The 21,153-nt window shown below is 52.0% G+C and carries 21 protein-coding genes; 13 read left to right on the forward strand and 8 right to left on the reverse strand.

Annotated features, from left to right (window positions below):
* Window positions 1-107: 107 nt before the first annotated feature.
* The 7 genes from J6J28_RS01535 to mutH all read right to left on the reverse strand — a co-directional run bounded on the left by J6J28_RS01535 (window position 108) and on the right by mutH (window position 6,620).
* Window positions 108-1,718: a sensor histidine kinase gene (locus tag J6J28_RS01535; protein ID WP_301719526.1), complete on the reverse strand. Its 1,611-nt coding sequence runs from the start codon at window positions 1,716-1,718 to the stop codon at window positions 108-110.
* Window positions 1,715-2,794 (reverse strand): class I SAM-dependent methyltransferase, encoded by a 1,080-nt coding sequence (locus J6J28_RS01540; protein WP_301719527.1) that lies wholly within the window; start codon window positions 2,792-2,794, stop codon window positions 1,715-1,717. The genes J6J28_RS01535 and J6J28_RS01540 overlap by 4 nt, the downstream gene beginning before the upstream one ends.
* The gene (locus J6J28_RS01545; protein WP_301719528.1) at window positions 2,795-3,820 is read right to left on the reverse strand and encodes a succinylglutamate desuccinylase/aspartoacylase family protein; all 1,026 of its coding nucleotides are present in this window, start codon (window positions 3,818-3,820) and stop codon (window positions 2,795-2,797) included.
* 2 nt (window positions 3,821-3,822) lie between these two features.
* The gene (rimK, locus tag J6J28_RS01550) at window positions 3,823-4,728 is read right to left on the reverse strand and encodes a 30S ribosomal protein S6--L-glutamate ligase (RefSeq protein WP_301719529.1); all 906 of its coding nucleotides are present in this window, start codon (window positions 4,726-4,728) and stop codon (window positions 3,823-3,825) included.
* Window positions 4,725-5,171, reverse strand: coding sequence for an ATP-dependent zinc protease family protein (locus J6J28_RS01555; protein WP_301719530.1), 447 nt, complete (start codon window positions 5,169-5,171; stop codon window positions 4,725-4,727). Before J6J28_RS01555 ends, rimK begins: the two co-directional genes overlap by 4 nt.
* A gap of 72 nt (window positions 5,172-5,243) precedes the next feature.
* The gene (locus J6J28_RS01560) at window positions 5,244-5,930 is read right to left on the reverse strand and encodes a DUF2982 domain-containing protein (RefSeq protein WP_301719531.1); all 687 of its coding nucleotides are present in this window, start codon (window positions 5,928-5,930) and stop codon (window positions 5,244-5,246) included.
* A gap of 24 nt (window positions 5,931-5,954) precedes the next feature.
* Window positions 5,955-6,620 carry a DNA mismatch repair endonuclease MutH gene (mutH, locus tag J6J28_RS01565; protein WP_301719532.1) on the reverse strand — a complete coding sequence of 222 codons (666 nt, stop codon included), beginning with the start codon at window positions 6,618-6,620 and terminating at the stop codon, window positions 5,955-5,957.
* A gap of 88 nt (window positions 6,621-6,708) precedes the next feature.
* Between mutH and rppH the strand changes: the two genes are divergently transcribed.
* The 7 genes from rppH (at window position 6,709) to J6J28_RS01600 (ending at window position 14,031) form a co-directional block, all read left to right on the forward strand.
* Window positions 6,709-7,242: an RNA pyrophosphohydrolase gene (rppH, locus tag J6J28_RS01570; protein WP_301719533.1), complete on the forward strand. Its 534-nt coding sequence runs from the start codon at window positions 6,709-6,711 to the stop codon at window positions 7,240-7,242.
* A 2-nt stretch (window positions 7,243-7,244) separates the two neighbouring features.
* A complete protein-coding gene (gene ptsP / locus J6J28_RS01575) occupies window positions 7,245-9,518 on the forward strand; it encodes a phosphoenolpyruvate--protein phosphotransferase (RefSeq protein WP_301719534.1) in 2,274 nt (757 codons plus the stop codon).
* A 38-nt stretch (window positions 9,519-9,556) separates the two neighbouring features.
* Window positions 9,557-10,348 (forward strand): sulfite exporter TauE/SafE family protein, encoded by a 792-nt coding sequence (locus J6J28_RS01580; protein WP_301719535.1) that lies wholly within the window; start codon window positions 9,557-9,559, stop codon window positions 10,346-10,348.
* 3 nt (window positions 10,349-10,351) lie between these two features.
* A complete protein-coding gene (gene lgt, locus J6J28_RS01585; RefSeq protein ID WP_301719536.1) occupies window positions 10,352-11,176 on the forward strand; it encodes a prolipoprotein diacylglyceryl transferase in 825 nt (274 codons plus the stop codon).
* A complete protein-coding gene (locus J6J28_RS01590; protein ID WP_301719537.1) occupies window positions 11,173-12,024 on the forward strand; it encodes a thymidylate synthase in 852 nt (283 codons plus the stop codon). Before lgt ends, J6J28_RS01590 begins: the two co-directional genes overlap by 4 nt.
* Window positions 12,025-12,766: 742 nt before the next feature.
* The gene (gene tcdA / locus J6J28_RS01595) at window positions 12,767-13,534 is read left to right on the forward strand and encodes a tRNA cyclic N6-threonylcarbamoyladenosine(37) synthase TcdA (RefSeq protein ID WP_301719538.1); all 768 of its coding nucleotides are present in this window, start codon (window positions 12,767-12,769) and stop codon (window positions 13,532-13,534) included.
* Window positions 13,531-14,031, forward strand: coding sequence for a DUF1543 domain-containing protein (locus J6J28_RS01600; RefSeq protein WP_301719539.1), 501 nt, complete (start codon window positions 13,531-13,533; stop codon window positions 14,029-14,031). Before tcdA ends, J6J28_RS01600 begins: the two co-directional genes overlap by 4 nt.
* 35 nt (window positions 14,032-14,066) lie before the next feature.
* Here the strand turns inward: J6J28_RS01600 and J6J28_RS01605 are convergent, their stop codons facing one another.
* Window positions 14,067-14,465, reverse strand: a complete 399-nt coding sequence (locus J6J28_RS01605; protein WP_301719540.1) for a SufE family protein — start codon at window positions 14,463-14,465, stop codon at window positions 14,067-14,069.
* Between the two features lie 129 nt (window positions 14,466-14,594).
* Here J6J28_RS01605 and J6J28_RS01610 point away from each other — a divergent pair, with 129 nt between their 5' ends.
* The 6 genes from J6J28_RS01610 (at window position 14,595) to J6J28_RS01635 (ending at window position 20,987) form a co-directional block, all read left to right on the forward strand.
* Entirely contained in the window at window positions 14,595-15,344 is a 750-nt protein-coding gene (locus J6J28_RS01610) for an electron transfer flavoprotein subunit beta/FixA family protein (protein ID WP_301719542.1), read from the forward strand.
* Window positions 15,341-16,270: an electron transfer flavoprotein subunit alpha/FixB family protein gene (locus tag J6J28_RS01615; protein ID WP_301719543.1), complete on the forward strand. Its 930-nt coding sequence runs from the start codon at window positions 15,341-15,343 to the stop codon at window positions 16,268-16,270. The genes J6J28_RS01610 and J6J28_RS01615 overlap by 4 nt, the downstream gene beginning before the upstream one ends.
* Before the next feature lie 201 nt (window positions 16,271-16,471).
* Window positions 16,472-17,395, forward strand: a complete 924-nt coding sequence (locus tag J6J28_RS01620) for a hypothetical protein (RefSeq protein WP_301719544.1) — start codon at window positions 16,472-16,474, stop codon at window positions 17,393-17,395.
* 249 nt (window positions 17,396-17,644) lie between these two features.
* Window positions 17,645-18,571: a hypothetical protein gene (locus tag J6J28_RS01625; protein WP_301719545.1), complete on the forward strand. Its 927-nt coding sequence runs from the start codon at window positions 17,645-17,647 to the stop codon at window positions 18,569-18,571.
* Between the two features lie 309 nt (window positions 18,572-18,880).
* Complete coding sequence (locus J6J28_RS01630) at window positions 18,881-19,825, forward strand: hypothetical protein (RefSeq protein ID WP_301719546.1); 945 nt, start codon at window positions 18,881-18,883, stop codon at window positions 19,823-19,825.
* A 121-nt stretch (window positions 19,826-19,946) separates the two neighbouring features.
* Window positions 19,947-20,987, forward strand: a complete 1,041-nt coding sequence (locus J6J28_RS01635) for a thrombospondin type 3 repeat-containing protein (protein WP_301719547.1) — start codon at window positions 19,947-19,949, stop codon at window positions 20,985-20,987.
* The last annotated feature ends 166 nt before the right edge of the window (window positions 20,988-21,153 follow it).

A 21,153-nucleotide genomic window follows, 5' to 3' on the forward strand; every position in this document is an offset into this window, starting at 1 on the left:
GATCCGTTCATCGTTAACATATGTTGAAATCTGGTGTGCTGGAAAGTGTAGCACGAGATTCTAATAAGTGCGTATATTTCCTGCAAGCCTTTAAAGCTGTTTTTACGTTAAGCGGTAATATTTATACGAAACTCGGTGTAACGTCCCGCTTTTGATTCGACATCAATGGTGCCATCAAGTGCCTGAGTAACCAAATTGTAGACCAGGTGCAATCCTAGTCCAGTTGATCCCTGGCGACGACGACTGGTAATAAAGGGATCGAAAACCCGCCGACCCAGCTGTTCCGGGATGCCAGCGCCATCGTCGTGGTAGCGAAGCTCGACATGACTGGCGTCCAGGCGCTGGATCTGCAGGGTGATCTTGCCGCGTAGCCGTTCTTCGAAGCCGTGAATTGCCGAGTTTTGCACTAACTGGGTCAGCACATGCAGCAAAGGCCCGGACCGACAATGAATATGAAGGTCTTGCGGGCAATCGATAACCACATCGACCTCGGCCAGTTCAGGCATACGGTTTTGTACCGCCGCTATGGTTGACTGGCAGAACTCATAAGCCGGAATATCGCGCGCCTCCTCAGCAAACTGATCCATGGCCAGCTGGCGGAACTGATTAATAAGGTCTGCGGTGCGCTCAATATTGCGTTGGATTAATCCCAGGTTATCATCGCTGGCTTGCATGAAACGTTCAAAGTCGTTGCGGGTGATGGTGTTATTCGCGAACTTCTCCTGCATCAAATCGAGTTTGTCCTGCAAGATGGATGTTGAAGTGAGTACCAGCCCTACGGGGGTGTTGATTTCATGGGCAACACCTGCAATCAGATCCCCAAGCGACGACATTTTCTCGCTCTCAATGAGCTGGCGCTGGAACTGATGAAGTTTTTCCAGAGTCGCCATGAGCTCTTCATTTGATTCACGCAGGGCCGTTGTACGTTGCTGCACCTGCCGCTCGAGCTCGGTATTCAGCTCATTGGCCTGGCGTTCGGCCTGCTGTTGCCGCTCAAGATGTTGCCGCACCCGACTGAGCATGGTATTCACGGCAATACTCAGTTGCTGCAGCTCAAGTAAATTGGACTCCGGTAGCTGGATCGAATAATCCCGATGCCGGCTGATGCGCTGAATGATCCCCACCGAATGATCTAGCTGACGCGTCAAGCGACTGCGCACGCGCATCGACACCAGCAAAGCAAAGAGGCCCGCCACTACCACCATGACACTGGCGGTGGCGAAGGTTTTCCAGGTGCTTGAAATGATGCCCGCACGGCTGCCGCGTAAATAGACAAAGCCAAGTATTTCGCCGTCGATGGTGACCGGCTGCACGGCTTCAATGTAGGTTGATCTGCTGCGGACACCTTTGAAGCTCTCAACTACTTCGGTGCGGACCGGAATGGGGGATAAACCTTCGCGGTTGTAACTGGCGAAATAACGCAATCGCTGGTTGTCAGCGACGGAGTTTCTTTCGTACACGTGCAAGTGTTGTAAAAACGACGTTGCCTGCAGATAACGCAAGTAGTTATTGAGCCCCTCGACATCGTCAAACAGTAAATAACGACTGGTGGCTTCGGCCACGACTTTCGCGATGTCCTGGGTGCGCAGCTCGGCGTTTTCGTTTAATTGTTTGACGTGCATCAAGCTAAGAACAAGAGCGGTAAACGCACAAAGCAGCACGCTAAGACTGACCACTAGCCAAGTGATCCCTTGACGAATGGAGCCAGTGCGGATCATCTACGCCGTCCTTTTTTCACTGCGCGTTGAACCTTATGAACGGCTCTGTAAACGGCAAATTTTGTGTCTTGCGCGATACGTTCACAATGGCCGAAGCTTGCTTCAATAAGCTCGGGCCAGGGCAGAAAGCGATTCGCTACCAGCCAGAGCTCGCCATTCACAGCCAGATGTTCCCGTGCATTACGTAAAAACTGCTGGCCGATACTGTAGTCCGTTGCCTGCCCGGTATGAAAGGGCGGATGACTGACAATATAATTGTATTTTGGCAAGTCCGCGCGGAGGTGATCCGCTGCGATAAGCTCACCGTTGAGGCCATTAAGTTCCAGGGTTTTTGCACAGGCCGCCAGGGCCATAGCGCTAACGTCAAGGTAAGTCAGTTGCAAGCCCGGTTGCTGGCGTTGTAGTGACGCACCAAGCACGCCGTTGCCACAAGCAAAATCAAGTACCGAGCCCGGTTTAAACCTTGGTAAATGCTGTAGCAACATGGTGCTGCCTGCATCAATGCCAGGATGGGCAAAAACACCAGGTAGGCTGGCGACCTGAAGCGGCGCAGTCATCTCTTCAGCAGCGTTGCCAGCATTGGCTGGAACGCTGAAAACATGCTGAAACTGATCAAGTTCACACTGCTCAAGCGGCGCCACCAGAGTGGTTACAAGTAAGGTCGAGTGATTACCATTTGCGACTTTTTGCGCGGGACTGAAGGCGCCCTCGATCTGTTTGGCAATACTTTTAATACCACTACGATTATCGCCGACCAGCCAGATGGGAGCATCCTTAGGTAACAAGGCAGCAAGTTGCTGCAGCATATAATCGGTCAGCTTTTTCTCTTTCGGTAGCCACACCAGTGCGGCATCAAACTGCTGTTGCGGTGGCGCTGTGCCAAATTGGTGTGCCTCGCCGAGCTCCTGCCAGGGGTGGAACCAACCGGCGTGCAAGTGCCAGCCGCCGGCTACGGGGAATTCTGTACGCCACTCATGGTCTGGCGGATTGACCACCAGTAAGGCCTCGCAACGGATCTGATCCGCCTGTCGGATAAGCAACTGGGAAGGGGGACTTAGAGATTTTATAGGCTTCATTTATACCGGTTTTCCGTCATAGGCTTCGCTGAAAACACCAACACTGGAGGATGCATCGCTGAACACATCTTCATCAAATTGCGCCACGTTAAACAAGGCTTCACCCTCATTGGCCACCGGAATATTACTGATACCGATGATAATACCGTTAAAGGGACTGCGCAGAGGATGCAAGTCATCGCCGTGAGGACTCACGGTTTCTGCAATGACCTGACTTTTTTGAATGGTCTGCCCCAGCTGCACCTGGGGTACCACTAAGCCGTCGTGCTCATTGCGGATCCAGGCGCTGCGATGCGCTACGACCGGGGTGACTTTCTTACGCGTGCGCCGGCCTTTAAGCATTTTCAGACTCTTCATGACGTTTTGTACGCCAATCACGCCTGACTTAATGGCGGGGTAGTCAAAGCGCAATGCTTCTCCGGCTTCATACAGAATCAAAGGGATGCCGAGTTCTGTTGCCAATGAGCGCAAGGAGCCGTCCCGCTCTTTTGAGTGCAGAATCACCGGAGAGTTAAAGGCATGCGCCATTTTTAGCGCTTCACCATTGTCGGTATCGACACGGATCTGTGGCAGGTTACTACGGTGAATTGCGCCGGTATGCAAGTCGATGATATGGGTTGCGCTTTGCACCAGGGTTTCATTGAACAAAAAGGCTAAACGACTGCCTAGCGCGCCGCGCTCGGAGCCTGGGAAGCAGCGGTTCAAATCACGCCGATCCGGTAAATAGCGAGACTGTTGAATAAAGCCAAATACGTTGACCACGGGCACCACAATCAAGGTACCGGTCAGCTCAAGCGGATCCGTCTGGCTGATTAAACGCCGGCAAATTTCGATGCCATTGAGCTCATCACCATGAATAGCAGCGCAGACTAAAAGCACCGGTCCGGGCTTCACCCCATGAAATACTTCGGCATGAAGGTCCATTGGCGTGTCGTTATATAAGCGAGCGGCGGGAATTTTAATACTATGCCGCGAGCCGGGAACTATTTTCTGTCCCGCCAGCTTAAATGAAGCAGGTCTTTTCACCTTTAACCTTTCCCTTTGGTTCGTGTGCGATGGGCTTTGGCGTTGTTTTCAATGAAGCTAATAATTTGACTGGCCACGTCTTTTTCTGTAGCTGTTTCAATACCCTCAAGACCCGGAGATGAGTTCACCTCCATAATCAAAGGGCCATGATTGGAACGTAAAATGTCGACACCAGCGACATTCAGTCCCATGGTCTTCGCAGCTTTGACCGCCGTAGCTCGTTCTGCCGGGGTCAATTTCACCAAGCGCGCAGAGCCTCCGCGGTGCAGGTTGGAACGGAATTCGCCTGCTTTGGCCTGACGCTTCATGGCGGCGATGACTTTGTCACCGATCACCAGACAGCGGATATCGGCACCGCCGGCTTCTTTAATAAACTCCTGCACCATGATGTGCGATTTAAGCCCCATAAAGGCTTCAATCACGCTTTCAGCAGCCTGCCGGGTTTCGGCGAGAACCACACCGATGCCTTGCGTACCTTCCAGCAACTTGATGACCAAAGGTGCGCCGCCAACCATTTCAATCAGATCGGGAATGTCGTGAGGCTGACTTGCAAAGCCAGTGATCGGTAAGCCGATGCCTTTTCGACTCAGCAGCTGCAGGGAGCGCAATTTGTCGCGGCTACGTGAAATGGCCACAGATTCATTCAGCGGGTAAGTGCCGATCATCTCAAACTGGCGTAATACCGCGGTACCGAAGAAGGTGACTGAAGCACCAATACGGGGAATCACAGCATCATAGGTCGGTAGAATTTTTCCCTTCATATGAATCAAGGGTTCACGGGCGTTGATATCCATGTAACACCGCAAAGGGTCAAGTACGTCGACCGTGTGGCCACGGGCTTCAGCTGCTTCAATCAGACGACGCGTGGAGTAAAGTTTTGCGTTCCGCGATAAGATCGCTATTTTCATGAGCTGACTCCTTTTGGCTCGGGTTGCTGTGTGCCTAACAGATAAGACGCGTCAGGATCGACTAAAAAATGAGTTCGCATGGCCTGGCGACCAAGCAACATGCGGAATTTCATGCTATCACGATTGGTGAGAGTCAGTTCGACAGCTTGCTCAAATTGACCCACTACCAGCGTGCTCTTAATGACGTAGCGTAATTCGGTGTGACCACCAGAGTCGGTGACTTCGCGCTGGTCGTGGATTTTCGCCTCACAGACATGCTCGCGCATGGACTCCTGCTCCGGATGGATCCAGATACGTAACCAGTCTTCTCCGTTTTGTTGGAACGGCTCAAGCTTGAAGGCGTGTAAACAGGATGTTCTGGCACCTGTGTCCACTTTCATCTTAATCGCGTCAATGCCAAGGTCCGGTAGTGCACCCCATTCGCGCCAGCCAAGTGTTTGCATGGGCAAGTATGCTCCAATCATAGAGAAGTTTAGACCCTCCAGAATATAGTTGTAGCGGCTAAACAGCAAGCGCTAGCGCTGGTCGACCTGGTGCCGGTGGCTCTGAACCTCTTGTAACCAAGGACAAAATTCATCCAGCGGCCGATCAAGGGCACTCCCCGGAACATACAGGTCGTAACCCAGTAGCTTGCGCAGTTGCTCACAACGCACTGCAAATAGCGCTTGGACGCCACGGTAGACTTTACCGCTACTGGTTTTATAACTGGTTGGAATATCGTAAAAGGGGGTATAGTCGCTCCCCGGCGGCAACTCTCTGCGCAACGCCGCGACCAGCAGATGCCTTTGTTCGCTCACCAGATACACGGCGAGTCGCGGAGAAATGGTATCGAGTACCGGCTCGATATCTTTCAGACGAAAGCCGATGTAGGGGAGCTCTTCAAGTTCATTGCCCCGATGAGTGCGTGGGATGTCGAAACGGATCAGGTTGTCCCAGTCAAACTGCCAGCTGCCGCGGCGATGTTCGTAGCGAATTTGCGCTGGCGAAATCATCAAACTTACCGGAGGCTCCACCAACTTGGCGATCCCCAGCAAAAACAGCGAAGCGCTGGCAATGTACATGATCGCCCAGGCGGCTTGTGGAAGTTCAAAACCAGATAAAAATAGAAACATGGTGACCGCAAAAACTAACACGCCAAACACACAAAAGGTCAGGGCGTCACGACGGGCACTGGGTTGAATAGCGAGCTCTTTAAGTGTCATTGGACTCCTATGCTTTCGTTTGCCTTAGCTATCGTCAAGGCCAAAGGTGTCGCGAATTATCTGCCAGGTGAACTGGGTTTTCAGATAAAAGCCGCGCGGTAACGTTTGAATCAGCTGCCCCGAAGGACCTATGGCTTCTGTTAAAACTCTACTATTTGCAGCTTTGGGCCGCAATTGTAAAACTTCTCCCTGATGGGCAGTGATTTGCTCGACCTCGCCCATGGCGATCCGATCCATATGTTCCTGCCAGTCTCTTTTTAATTGCGTTTCCTGCTTGTCGCTGGGCTGCCACAAAAATGCTGTGCCGACCGTGCGCTCGGCAAGCGCAACGGAGCGCCGCCCATCAATTGGGATCCACAACACACATTGTAGCTTGTTACGTACGTTACTGGCTTCCCAGTTCACTCCAGCAACGTTCGTTAGTGGGGTGGTGCAGACAAAGGTAGTCTCCAGCGGGCGTCCGCGCGCATCGAGGGGAATGGTTTTTAGTTCTACTCCTAGCTCGGGAAAGTCCTGCAAAGCCTGTGAACCCGCGCTTGCGCCTAGCGCCGCTTCTAATAGTTGTCCGACCCAGCCTTTGTGGCGCCGCAGATCAGCCGGGACTTGCATTCCCTGAGCCGCGGCAAGTTCGGCAAAGCTCTGCCCGGCAAGGGCACTGGCCGCATCAAATAGGGTGCGTAGGTCACTCATGATGTTCCTTAATCGTGTACAATACTTTCTTTCAGGTGCCGATTATGGAAAAATCGACCACAGAAGTCGAATTTAAGAGGATGCCCGCGTGATAGACGCAGAAGGATTCCGCGCAAATGTTGGAATCATTATCTGTAATGATCAGGGACAAGTGTTTTGGGCGCGTCGATATGGGCAACACAGCTGGCAGTTTCCGCAAGGTGGGATTGATGATGGTGAGACACCAGAACAGACCATGTACCGGGAACTGTGGGAAGAAGTCGGATTAAAACCCGATCAGGTGGAAATTGTCTATACCAGTCGTCACTGGTTTCGTTACCGCTTACCAAAGCGCCTCGTGCGCCGCGAGCAACGTCCCACTTGCATTGGTCAAAAACAGAAATGGTTCTTACTGCGCTTAACGTGCAAAGAGCAAGACGTAAATGTGCTTTGTTCGTCACATCCGGAGTTTGATGACTGGCGTTGGGTCAGTTATTGGTACCCGGTACGGCAAGTCGTGTCGTTTAAGAAAGATGTTTACCGACGCGTGATGAAAGAGTTTGCGCCCATTGTCATGCCAAGCCATCCCGCCCAGGGGCGGCCTGGTGGCAAACGGCAGCGCGGACCAAGACGGAAACGCTAACTATGCTGCGAGTGTTGCAACGCATTGTGGAAGCCGTGAACCAGGCGCCAGACTTTGAGCTGGCGCTGCAGACTATGGTGCGGCAAGTCAAAGAAGCGTTGCAAACCGACTCGTGTACGGTGTATCTGGCGGACCACGAGCAAAAACAATTTGCCCTGGCTGCGACTGACGGCCTCAGGATATCCTCCGATCAGCCGATTCATGTGCCTTTTGGTGAGGGGGTCATCTCACTTGCCGCGCAACGTGAAGAGCCGCTCAATATTGCCAATGCCAGCGAGCACCCGAAGTTTCTCAAATTAGAAGAGGTCGACGAGGAGCGCTACAGCGCCATGTTGGTGGCTCCGGTCATCCATCGCCGCCGGGTGCTGGGTGTATTAGCGGTGCAGCAGGAACATGACCGCGCTTTCACCCGCGACGAAGAAGCCTTTGTAGTGACCCTGGCAGCCCAGCTGGCGGTAGTGATTGCCCACGCCGAAGTGAAAGGCTATTTGCGCACCACTAAGCAGTCGCCCTGGCTGGAAACCATAAAAGGCATCGCCGCAGCGCCCGGAGTGGCCATCGGCCAAGCTTATGTGGTCAAGCCGCGAGCACGTTTAAGCGAAGTCACCCCGAAAAAATCTGATAAACCTGAGCATGAAATCCGCCGTTTTCGTTCCGCTGTTGCCCACACCCGGCAGGAGCTGTTGGATTTAAGTGCGAGCATGAAAGGCCAAATCGCCGATGAGACGTTGGCGATCTTTGACGTTTATCATGCCATGCTGGATTCGACCAATCTCGGCCAGGAAGTCGAGCAAACCATCAATGACGGTTGGCGCGCGCAAACCGCGCTGAAGCTAGTGGTTGAGAATCTTGTAAACCAATTTGAAAACCTGGACGATGAGTACATCCGGGAACGCGCCAGTGATGTGCGGGATCTTGGCCAGCGGATACTTTCCCATTTAAAAGAAAAGTCCCGGCAGCACCTGGAGCCACCTCCGGAATGCATCCTTGTTGCCCATGAAGTAACCGCGACCATGCTGGCAGAGTTACCCAATACCGAGATTCTTGGCATCGTTTCGGTTCGTGGTTCGGGCAATTCCCACGCAGCGATTATGGCGCGTAGCATGGGCATTCCTGCAGTGCTGGGGGCCGATGATATTGAGCTGAATGAGCTCGACGGCGAGACCATGATCGTCGATGGTTATAATGGTGATGTCTTTCTGAACCCACCGCTGCAGGTTGAAAACGAATACCGGCAGTTGGCGGAAGAAGAACTGGAGCTGCGTGAAAAAGTTGAACAAGCGCGCGGTCAGCCGGTAGAAACTGAGGACGGCGTGCGACTAACCTTGCAGTTGAACGTGGGCCTGAATACCGAGCGTGACTGGCTTAGTGAACTGGATATCAGTAGCGTCGGACTGTATCGCACAGAGATTCCGTTTATGATGCGCGAGCGCTTGCCGACCGAAGATGAGCAGGTGGAATTGTACACGCAAATCCTCGAGCAATTTAAAGCGGGCACTGTGGTGATGCGCACACTCGATGTCGGTGGTGATAAACCGCTACCTTATTTGCCAATGAGTGAGGAAAATCCTTTCCTGGGATGGCGCGGCATTCGCATGACGCTGGATCACCCCGAGATTTTCCTGGTGCAGATACGAGCGATGTTAAGGGCCGCGGTGGGTCGTAACAATCTGCATATTCTGCTGCCGATGATCACCAGTGCTGATGAAGTTGATGAAGCTGCACGAATGGTAAAGCAGGCTTATCATGAGGTGTCTGAAGAATTTAACGGCCACGATCGTACGCAGTTGATTCCTCCAAAACTGGGCGTCATGATTGAAGTCCCGGCGATGGTTTATCATATGCATACCATCGTCGATAAAGTTGATTTCTTCTCGGTGGGGAGTAACGATCTGACTCAGTATATGCTGGCTGTCGATCGTAACAATCAACGGGTAGCAGGTTTGTATGATGCGTTTCATCCGGCGGTGTTACACGCGTTACAGCAAATCATTCAGCGCGCAAACGAACTTGATAAGCCGGTCTCGGTCTGTGGCGAGTTAGCGGGAGAGCCCGGCGGGGCGCTATTACTGTTGGCGATGGGCTATCGTACCTTGAGCATGAACAGCTACAATATCGATCGTATTCGCTGGATTATTCGGCACATCAAGGCTGCGGATCTTGATGAAATGCTGGCAAAAGCATTAGCCGCACGGTCACCGCATGAAGTCAGGAAAATTGTCACTATGACGCTGGAAGAGGCGGGCTTAGGTGGCTTTGTTCGTGCCGGCGGCTAAACGCCGGAACCATTCTTACAGGTAACTAAGGAGTCACAGTGCTCATCACAGGCTGGTTATGGTGTTTAGCCGGAGGCGTGATTGCTGGCTTATTGGCCGGTATGTTGGGTATTGGTGGTGGCCTGGTTATTGTTCCTCTGTTGATTTACCTGCTGCCCGTGCTCGGTGTGCCGCCTGAATTAGTGGTGCAGATGGCGGTCGCCACCAGCCTTGCGACAATTGTGATGACCACTTTGAGCTCTGCGCGCTCGCATTACCGTCACGGCCAAATCAGTTGGTTCTGGGTGCGGCGTCTGATTCCCGGGCTTATGGTTGGCGCTATTTTTGGGGCTTGGCTGGCGACTCAGCTCAAACCCGAATGGCTGCAGCGTATTTTTTCTGCGGTGCTGCTGATACTATCCATTCGTATGCTGGTGCCCCAACGCACCGGTGAGCCCATTACCGGGGTTTCGAAGCGCCTGATGGCGTTCATCAGCGCGATGGTGGGAAGTTTGTCGGCGCTGGTGGGGATCGGTGGCGGTTCGCTGACAGTGCCCCTGTTGCAACGGTTAAGGGTCCCCATCCGGCAGGCCATTGCGGTATCCTCGGTGGGCAGCTTAAGTATTGGCATCAGCGCGGTGCTGGCGTTTATTGTGCTGGGGCAGCAAATGGAGTCCAATAATGGGCTGCTGGGCTATGTCCACGGTCCGGCATGGCTGGCAATTTCAATTGCTTCGGTGCTGTGCGCACCATTCGGTGCTGCCTTGACGCAGCGTATACCGGTGAAACATTTACAACGAGGATTTGCAGCCTTCCTGATATTGGTGGCGCTCGAACTGTTCATAGGATAAAACATGCAAGCTGAGTTTATGGTGCATCCGAGCATCGACCCGGTCATATTTAGTATTGGCCCTCTGGCATTACGTTGGTACGGCTTGATGTACCTCCTGGGTCTCGCATTTGCCTATTTCTGGGGCAAGCGGCAGTGTCAGATGCCGCATTATGCAGCGGTAGGCTGGACGGAAAAACGCTTTAGCGATCTACTGTTCTGGTCCTTTATGGGCGTCATTTTAGGCGGCCGTATCGGTTATGTGCTGTTTTATCAGTTTAATTATTTTATTAAAAATCCGCTGTATTTATTCGATATGGCCAGTGGTGGTATGTCCTTCCATGGCGGCTTACTAGGTGTGCTGACAGTGCTGGCGATTTTCTCGCGAGCGACGCGCATCAGCTTTTTGCAGGTGGGCGATTTTGTCGCTCCCCTAGTGCCGATGGGGCTTGCCTTTGGCCGCATTGGTAACTTCATTAACGGCGAGCTGTGGGGCCGCGTGACAGATGTGCCATGGGCGATGATTTTCCCGGCCGCAGGGCCTGAGCCGCGCCACCCTTCGCAACTTTATCAGGCGGCGTTAGAAGGGGTGTTGTTGTTTGTTGTGCTGGCGTTGTTCAGTCGCAAGCCGCGGCCAACTGGGGCGGTTGGTGGGTTGTTCCTGGCGGGTTACGGAACAGCGCGCTTCGTGGTTGAATTTTATCGGCAACCGGACGCTCACCTGGGCTTGCTCAGCGTCGGCTGGTCGATGGGCCAGTGGTTATCGCTGCCGATGGTGATCGGCGGTCTTGGTTTAATGATTTGGGCGTACTGCTCGCACCGGGGTGCCGCTAAAGGGGGTCAGGCATGAATCAATATCTCGCACTCTGCCGGCGCATTGTCGATGACGGTGTCTGGGTGACCAACGAGCGCACGGGCAAGCGGTGCTTAACGGTGATCAATGCTGATCTTGAATACGATGTTGCGGGCAATCAGTTTCCGTTAATCACTACCCGTAAAAGCTACTGGAAGGCGGCGATTGCGGAGTTTTTAGGCTACATCCGCGGTTACGATAGCGCGGCTGATTTTCGTGCCTTAGGGTGCAAAACCTGGGATGCCAACGCCAACCTCAATGAAGCCTGGTTGCAGAATTCGCACCGCAAGGGCGAAGACGATATGGGGCGCGTCTACGGGGTACAGGGGCGACGCTGGTCGAAGCCGGATGGTGGTCATGTGGATCAGCTACGTAAGGTGGTCGATAACCTGAGCCGCGGGGTGGATGATCGTGGTGAAATTATCAGCTTTTATAATCCTGGCGAGTTTCACATGGGCTGTTTGCGACCTTGCATGCACACCCATAACTTTTCGTTGCTTGGCGACACGCTTTATCTGACCAGTTACCAGCGTTCCTGCGATGTGCCGCTGGGCTTGAACTTCAATCAGGTTCAGGTGTTTACTTTCCTGGCGTTGATGGCGCAAATCACGGGACACAAAGCAGGGCAGGCCTATCACAAGATAGTAAATGCTCACATTTACGAAGATCAGCTGGCGCTGATGCGCGATGTACAACTGCAGCGCGAGCCCTTCCCGGCCCCTCAGTTAGAAATTAATCCTGATATCAAGTCGCTGCAAGATTTGGAAACCTGGGTCACGCTGGACGATTTCAAAGTCAACAACTACCAACACCACGATCCCATCAGCTACCCGTTTAGCGTTTAAGCTGCGGCTTGGTGCGGGGAACGAACTCCAATGTCACGGGACGCCGTGAACCCGTCCCTGGGGGCTTGACGGCCGCATCCCTGCGGCCGACACCCGTGCTTCCGGGGCCCCATCCTCACTCACGCCTTCGCGTCGCTGCTGCGGCTTGGTGCGGCTTTGTGCGGGGAACAAACTCCAATGTCACGGGACGCCGTGAACCCATCCTTGGGGGCTTGACGGCCGCATCCCTGCGGCCGACACCCGTGCCATTGGAGTTCATCCCCCACACCCGCCTCTGCGGCCCTGCTCGGGCTTCGTGCGGGGAACGGGCTCCAATGTCACGGGACGCCGTGAACCCATCCCTGGGGGCTTGGCGGCCGCATCCCTGCGGTCGACACCCGTGCTTCCGGGGCCCCACCCTCACTCACGCCTCCGCGGCCTTGCTCGGCTTTGTGCGGGGAACGAGCTCCAATGCCACGGGACGCCGTGAACCCATCCTTGGGGGCTTGGCGGCCGCATCCCTGCGGTCGACACCCGTGCTTCCGGGGCCCCACCCTCACTCACGCCTCCGCGGCCTTGCTCGGCTTTGTGCGGGGAACGAGCTCCAATGCCACGGGACGCCGTGAACCCATCCTTGGGGGCTTGGCGGCCGCATCCCTGCGGCCGACACCCGTGACACTGGAGTCCGTCCCCCACACCCGCCGTCGCGTTTCGCATAAAACTTTGCGATAATTGTATTAATTTCTCTAACGATAGAAACCGAATGGCAGACGAAAGATTTTCAGGTGTGGAGCGCGTTTATGGCGCGCAAGAATTTGCTCGTTTTCAGCGACATCATGTGGCCGTGATTGGTCTTGGTGGAGTTGGCTCGTGGGCGGTGGAGGCGCTGGCGCGCTCAGGAGTGGGCGGGATTACGCTGATTGACCTGGATGATGTCTGCCTGACCAATATCAACCGGCAGTTGCCGGCGCTGACAAGTACTGTCGGGCAGTTGAAAACTGAGGTGCTGGCGCAGCGCGTGCGTGATATTCATCCTGAGTGTCAGGTGCGGGTGATTGATGATTTTCTGGCGGCGGAAAATCTGGATGATTATCTGGGTCAGCCGGTGACTGCGGTGCTCGATGCTATTGATAGTGTTCCGGTTAAAGCGGCATTGATTGCCTGGTGTAAGCGTCGCAAGCTGCCGCTGGTGACGTGTGGTGGTGCTGGTGGGCAGGTTGATCCGGGGCAGGTTACCTCGGCGGATCTGGCGAAGGCGACGCAGGACCCATTGTTGGCGAAAGTGCGCTCGATGCTGCGGCGCGATTACAATTTTTCGCGCAATCCAAGCCGTAACTTTGGTGTTAAGGCGGTGTACTCTACGGAGCAGTTACGTTATCCGGTAGGTGATGGTAGCTGGAGTCATGCTAAGCCAGGCGCTGGTTCGATGCGGATGGATTGCAGTACGGGCTTCGGTGCGGCGATGCCGGTGACTTGTACTTTTGCGATGCAGGCGGTGGCGTTGTTGTTAGAAAAACTGGAGCGCAAATGAAACTCTATATGTTTTATATTGGTGGTTCGGCGCCGGGCGCGAACATAGAGGTGCACGATGTGCGCTTTGTGGCTGGCGAGTCGGTTGCGGACTGCTATCCGGCGCTACGTAAGAATTGGTACGGCACGTTGCAAGGGTTGCATCTGGACAGTTATGTGCAGGTGCATCATGTCGACGGTTACCGCATTGAGCTGAGTCAGGCGCCGGTGGACCAAGCCGAGATGCTGTGGTTTGTTAATTTTGGCGGCTATTATCCAAATCGGCTGGCGGAATTTCATGACTTTACGCTGGTGGTGGCAAAATCTGCTGACGAGGCCAAGCGGGTGGGGTATCAGCGGTTATTGACGGACAGTGTCGAGCAGCACAAAGATGATCTTTACGATGTGGATAATTGTCTTAATCTGGACTTGCTGGATGGCTGGCACATCAAACTGGTAAAAGATGGTGTCGAGCAACCTTTAGTTCCTGACTGGTCAGGCTACGAGGTCATTGCGTAGGCATCCGCCGGTGCCGGCAGGCAAGTTGCTTGCTTTTAATTCTGGATAGCACTGACCACGGCGCGCAGGCCATTGCGCCGCGATGTACTGACAAGATCCTGCAGGCCAAGTTGGTGCAGCAGGGCATCGAGTTCGAAGGCTGCGACTTGCGCTGGGGTCGCCTGGTGCAGGGCCAAGAAGATTAGCGCCAGCAGGCCTTTCACAACGCGTGAGGCGGAGTCCAACTGCAGCAGTAAACGCTCGTTTTGCCATTCACAGAGCAGCCAGACTTTAGCCTCGCAGCCGTGCACTTCATGTTCTGGTACGCGCTTCTCTGGTGGAAATGGCGGCAGTTTGGCGGCTTGTTCGATTAGAAATTTCAGCCGCTGAGGATGCTGTTGAGCTTCCCACTGCAGCGCTGAGAGATCACTTTCGTTTAATTTTCCGTACACCATAGCAGCTCTAAAATTGCGCTCACGCAAGGCAAAAGATAGCCGAATAGTATCATTTTTGCCGCGAAAAATGTTAATCTTGGGCAGTCTAAGATATAACGTGAATCCAAATAACGTAACAGGAACGACAACATGAAAATATTAGTGGCGGTCAAACGCGTCATTGATTACAACGTTAAAGTGCGGGTCAAAGCTGACCAATCTGACGTTGATCTGGCCAACGTGAAAATGGCCCTGAACCCGTTCTGTGAAATCGCAGTTGAGGAAGCAGTACGACTGAAGGAACAAGGCATCGCCGAAGAAGTGGTGGTGGTCTCGATTGGCCCGAAAGCTGTGCAGGAGCAATTGCGCACTGCTTTAGCACTGGGCGCGGACCGCGCGATTCAGGTTGAAACTGAAGATATGCCTGATTCTTTGGCTGTCGCTAAGCTATTAAAAGGCGTGGTTGAGAAAGAACAGCCGAATCTGGTGATTTTAGGTAAACAGGCTATCGACTCTGACAATAACCAGACTGGACAGATGCTCGGCGCCTTGACCGGAATGCCACAAGGGACTTTCGCATCGAAAGTCGATATGGCCGACGGCAGCGTAAATGTGACCCGTGAAGTTGATGGCGGTTTGCAAACGGTAAAACTCAGCTTACCTGCGATTGTCACTACTGACTTGCGCTTGAATGAGCCACGCTACGCGTCGCTGCCGAATATCATGAAGGCCAAACGTAAGCCGCTTGATGTTACTTCAGCGGATGAGCTGGGCGTGAGTATCAGCCGTACGGTGAAACTTCTTAAGGTTGAGTCTCCAGCAGAACGCAGTGCCGGTGTTAAAGTTGCCGACGTTGCTGAACTGGTGGACAAATTGAAGAACGAGGCAAAAGTTTTATGAGCATTTTAGTCATTGCCGAACACGACAATAATGAATTAAGCACGGCGACACTGAAAACTCTGGCAGCTGCTCAGCAAATGGGCGGCGAGGTTGAAGTATTAGTGGCGGGGCACGAGTGTCAGTCCGTCGCTGATGAAGTCGCTAAAGTAGCAGGTGTAAGCAAAGTTCGCGTTGCTGATAACGCAGTCTACGGCCACTTCCTGGCCGAGAATCTGGGCGCGTTAGTCGCTGAGCTGGGCAAAGATTACAGCCATATCGTGGCTCCTGCGACCACCACGGGTAAGAACTTTATGCCGCGTGTGGCGGCCTTGCTGGATGTTGCACAAGTATCAGACATCATTGCAGTGGAAAGTGCGGATACCTTCAAGCGTCCAATCTACGCGGGTAACGCGATCGCTACGGTGCAGTCAGAAGATGCCATTAAAGTCATTACCGTGCGAGCCACAGCCTTTGATGCTGTCGCTGCAGAAGGCGGTAGTGCTGCTACGGAAACCGTAGATACCGTGATTGAAAATGATAAGTCAGAGTTTGTTGGCGAACAGCTGGCGGAATCTGAGCGTCCTGATTTAACCTCGGCGCGCGTGGTGATTTCTGGTGGTCGCGGCATGCAAAATGGCGAGAATTTCCACTTGCTGGAGAAAGTCGCTGACAAACTTGGCGCTGCGGTAGGTGCCTCCCGTGCGGCAGTTGACGCAGGTTTCGTTCCAAACGACATGCAGGTTGGTCAAACCGGTAAGATTGTTGCTCCTGAACTCTACATCGCGGTAGGTATCAGTGGCGCAATTCAACATCTGGCAGGTATGAAAGACTCGAAGGTCATCGTCGCGATTAACAAAGACGAAGAAGCACCGATCTTCCAGGTCGCTGATTATGGTTTAGTGGCAGACTTGTTTGAGGTATTGCCGGAGTTAGAGAAGCAGTTGTAATTGTTCTTTAGGTCTCTGATTGGTAAGAAGCCCGCACCTGTTGCGGGCTTTTTTTTACATTTGGCTATGGCATTTAGTTTCTTGCGTAACTTCAAATTGTAGACTTTACTCGAAAGCGTTCAGCGCGGGCTTCGGCAGTTTCAAAGCCTAACTTTGAGGCGATTCTGCTTCTGTGATGACTCTAACCTAGAAGAGGTTCTCATGTTCTCCACCCATAGATTTACGCTCGCCGTTGCGTTTATTGTTTCATTAGTTACGATTCCCTTTGCGCAGGCTCAAATTCAGACCTACGAATTTTCGGGTACCTTGGATCCAAATGCCAGCCAAGGTTTCACACAGTTTTATATCTCAGTCCAAATTGACTCAACAGCAATACTTGTCTATCAGGATCCCGAAACCCAGCATTATGAAAACGCCGTGGGGACTATGAACTTTAGCCTAAGTAGCCCCAACAGTGGTGTGGGTGCGCCCTTAAATGCAAACTACAGCGGTACCGTAAATGAGGTGGTGTACAGTAAAGGGGTAGCCGGTGATAGCCTCCAAATTGAAGCTATTTTTGATACGGTTTTTGCTTTTCCCGTCACCGCTCGCGGTATGATCCATATCGAGCAAATCGAACAACCCTTCATTGAGTTGAGTGGACTCTTTCCCGGTGTGCTTACCGGCTCATATAGCGCAACTATTGAATTTGCACGAGAAGTCTATGAGCGGGATGCCACCGAACCCTTCAGCAGATTCGCAGGAGCCGGCACGGTAACCTCAGTTGTTGGTACGTTAGCAGCATTTGACACTGATCGCGACGGTGTGATTGACGACCTGGATCTATGTTCGGCGTCATTGGTCGAGGAAACTGTAATATTTGGCGGCTGGTTGGATTCCGGCGTAACCAATTACACCGACGAAAGTGGCTGCACTATTATGGATCGTTATGCCGCTTGTGAAGCTGAAGAAGCAACGCAACCAACATCACCCTGGGGCTGGTTCCAGCCAGTCTACAGTGGCCCAACCTACTGTGAACAACAAGTCGTCTATGGGCTGCAGGATGACGGCATCATCGACTACACAGAAGGTCGGATGTTGCGTAATGCGTTGAATCTTTCGCATAGCTCACAGGGACCCTCTTAATCACGGAGTGCAGAAGCAATGATATTAAGCCCGCATAACACTGCGGGCTTTTTTTTTAAATATAACAGGCAAGTTCCCGGCGTTCCTTGTGCGTAAATATTTAACATCCTAGTTTGTTACATCGAGTATTGCTAAATGTTAAAGATAGGATAGATTTGTCGTTATCCCGAATTTAATCACATACGGGATCATGGGTAGAAAATGTAACCCTATATGCTTTACCCATTTCACATTTTGGAGAACACAAAAATGAAAATAATAAAAATACTAATCGCCGCTGCGCTGCTTGCATTGTCGTTTGGGGTTCAAGCTCAAGACAGACAAACGGTCGTTATTGAAGGTGCAGAGGTTTTAGATTCTGAGGTCTTCTTTTACTTCCCAGGTGCGACAACCTACAAACTTTACATCGAATTCGATACAACCTTGACGCCGACATTCACAAGTCCTACAGAGAAGCAATACGATAACGCTGTCACGGGATTCAATATCGAATTTTTTGATGCCAGTGGTGTGCTGATTCCAGGACCCAGTGTCGAATATGATGCCGACGATACTTCATTATCACCAAACATGAGTCCAAGAGTATGGTTTTACAGTGGTAGCTCTGATGTATTAAGTTTTGAGATTAATACACTAGAGAGAGAAATAGGGCACTGGATAGATATTAGCGGCCCAGCCGGTAGCCTGTACTCGGATATCGCTTCTGGATTCCCACAGTTCGCGGTCGGAGCTACAGACGCGCGAGTCAGCTATATACATATGGCCGTAGGTCCTGAATGGAACCCACATTTTGACGTGTACGGAGCCATTAGTCAGATCTCCTATCTTGAGCTTGATGCGGATGGTGACGGATTTGCCGATAGTGCTGATTCTTGCCCAGCCTCGCTGATGGACGAAACTGTGATGTTCGATGGTTGGTTGGACTCTGGGGTGACCAACTATGTTGACGCAAGTGGTTGTGCAATCATGGATCACTACGCAGCCTGTGCAGTTGCAGAAGCTGAAGAGCCAACATCACCGTGGGGCTGGTTCCAGCCAGTTTACAGCGGTCCAACCTACTGCGAGAAGCAGGTTGTTTACCAGCTACAGGATGAAGGCGTGATCGATTATACCGAAGGCCGTATGCTGCGTAACGCGTTAAGCCTGTCGTATAGCTCGGAAGGTCCGCGTCGATAATTTATGTAACGTCTGAGATGTTTGCTAGAAGCCCCTCCTCGGAGGGCCCGATCGACTATGGGCATGGCAACTTTCCGACATTTTTAGCTACTGAAATCCCGCATTTTTATGCGGGATTTTTTGTTTCTGGCAAGCCCTGAGGATTCTATACTTGAGACTCTTGTTTAACATGATGCTCACATATCGACTACACTAACTTTATGTTGTTTGGCTTGGGTTTAGTGTCCATGCCGAGCAGGGTTACACATTTCAGCGTAGGAAGTAGAGCAGAGGTCATGCTTTTCGCACTAACTCTACCAAGGAATTGTTATGAAAGTTTCACTCTATTCTATGATCGCAGGCTGCGGGCTTGCTCTATTCACCGGCTTGGGCCAGGCACAAACTCTAACCGATACCGTTACTATTGAAGGTGAACTTACCCAACTAGAGAATAGCTTCCAGGGACCTGCCCAGTTAGCGCCCGGTTCTAGGTTTGTGGTGACAATTGAGCAAGATCGTACCGCGACAGAAAGCTCTGCAACGGCCACCATGAAGTTTTATGAGGACGCCGTGTTGCAAATGGAAGTCATGTTTTATGACGATCAAGGCGTGCCAATCTCAACACCTGTTGTCACCACCTACTCTTCAACTACTATGCCCTCCATTGACTCACGTACGGCACAGTTCTTGTTTGATCCTCAGGTTGCTGAAGAAGCTACTTACGCCATGCAAGGCATGGACATCAATGGCCGCAATATGGATACCACGATCAACCTGAGCGAAACCAGCCAGACTCTGCTTACTGATACGTCGAACTATCCAGCGATCGCCGAAGGAGCTGTAGATGCGTTGTTCTCGTTCTATGTTATGAACGGTGACGAAGGCAGAGGTATCTCCATGTCTGCTGAAGGTAATGTCGATACCATTAGTGTAGTGTTCGTCGATACCGATAATGACGGTGTTCCTGATTACCTCGACCAATGTGCTGCTTCACTGGAAAGTGAAACCGTAATGTTTGATTGGGTAGATTCAGGTGTGACGAATTATACCGATGCCAGCGGCTGCACCATTATGGATCGTTACGCAGCATGTGAACCTGACGAAACACAGCAGCCATCATCACCATGGGGCTGGTTCCAGCCGGTTTATAGCGGTCCAAGCTACTGTGAATCGCAAGTGGTTTATCAGCTCCAGGACGAGGGCATAATTGATTACAGCGAAGGCCGCATGTTGCGTAATGCTTTGCGCCTGTCTCATGACTCCTCTATGTTTTGATTTAACATAAATAAAACATTAGATCACGGCAATGATACGGTTGTATAAAAAATGCACAAGGTCTACTTTTAGCAATCGTATCTTTCTATTCGCAAATAATAAGACTTTACAAGGTGATACTATGCGCTCAATTTGCTCATTCCTTCTCGTCAGCGGTGTTATAGCCGTTACTTCTCTTTTCAGTCAGCCGCTACACGCACAAGCACCCGGGCAACAGACCGTGGTGATTGAAGGGGATATTTTTGAAAGCAATATCGCAGAACTGCAGCCATACCAGGAATTTTTCCCGCTGCGTTTTGTTGCGAGTGTGGGTGAGAACCCAGCTACCGCTCAACTGATGTTCGATGAGCCAAATGCTAAATTTTATTGGTCCTCGACCTTCGAGATAGCCATGCAAATATTTGGTCCGGATAATAATCTTATTTTTGAGCAGAGCTTGAATATTGAAGGCGCTTCCGGTGAAGAATTCGGCGAGAATATTGCTGCATTTACCTTTAATTCTGGTGAGGAATTAGAACAAATGATGGAGGGGGCTTTTTGGGGAGCTATGCTGAGTTCAGAGGCGGGATTTCAACGCCATGAGATCGCTTTAGGTAACACCCCATTTAGCAGTGGGCCAGAGGAGCCACAAGGTGAAAATGGGCCAGTCCCCATGCTAATCTTTCCGGGAATGGGTTCACTTTTTGCAGATACAACCAACTATCCGGTACTTGCAACTGGCGAGACATTCCAGCCGTTTCAATATAATTTTGACAATGACGAGCCAATGCTAGAGCGGGAAGTAGCGAGCACTGGTGGTTTTGCGAGCGGTATTGCACTCGCTATAAGTTACGGCGATCTCGACTCAGATGGTGACGGGGTTCCGGATTTGGTAGATAGCTGCCCGGCGTCGATCCTTAATGAAAACGTGCTGTTCGGTGAGGTGGATTCCGGGGTGACAAACCGGGTTGATGAGAACGGTTGCTCGATCATGGATCGTTATGCGAAGTGTGAAGCTGAAGCAGCTGAAGAACCATCATCACCTTGGGGCTGGTTCCAGCCAGTGTATAGCGGACCTAGCTACTGTGAAAAACAGGTTGTGTATGGTCTGCAAGACGATGGTGTGATTGATTATACCGAAGGTCGTATGCTGCGTAATGCGTTAAACACTTCTTATAATTAAGAAAGCCGAATAGGCGAAACTTTTCAGTAAAATGACTGGAAAAGTCTTAAAAGGGCAGTCTTCCTGGGGGAGATTGCTTTTTTATTGCTTAACACCCGCTCGAATATTGTGCAGTGAGCCATTTTGAATTAAGTTGATGACATGCGGGCCATTGAAGCTCGTTCCA

It is taken from the genome of Pseudidiomarina terrestris (genome assembly GCF_030466375.1).
In the GTDB taxonomy this organism is placed as follows: Bacteria; Pseudomonadota; Gammaproteobacteria; order Enterobacterales; family Alteromonadaceae; genus Pseudidiomarina; species Pseudidiomarina terrestris.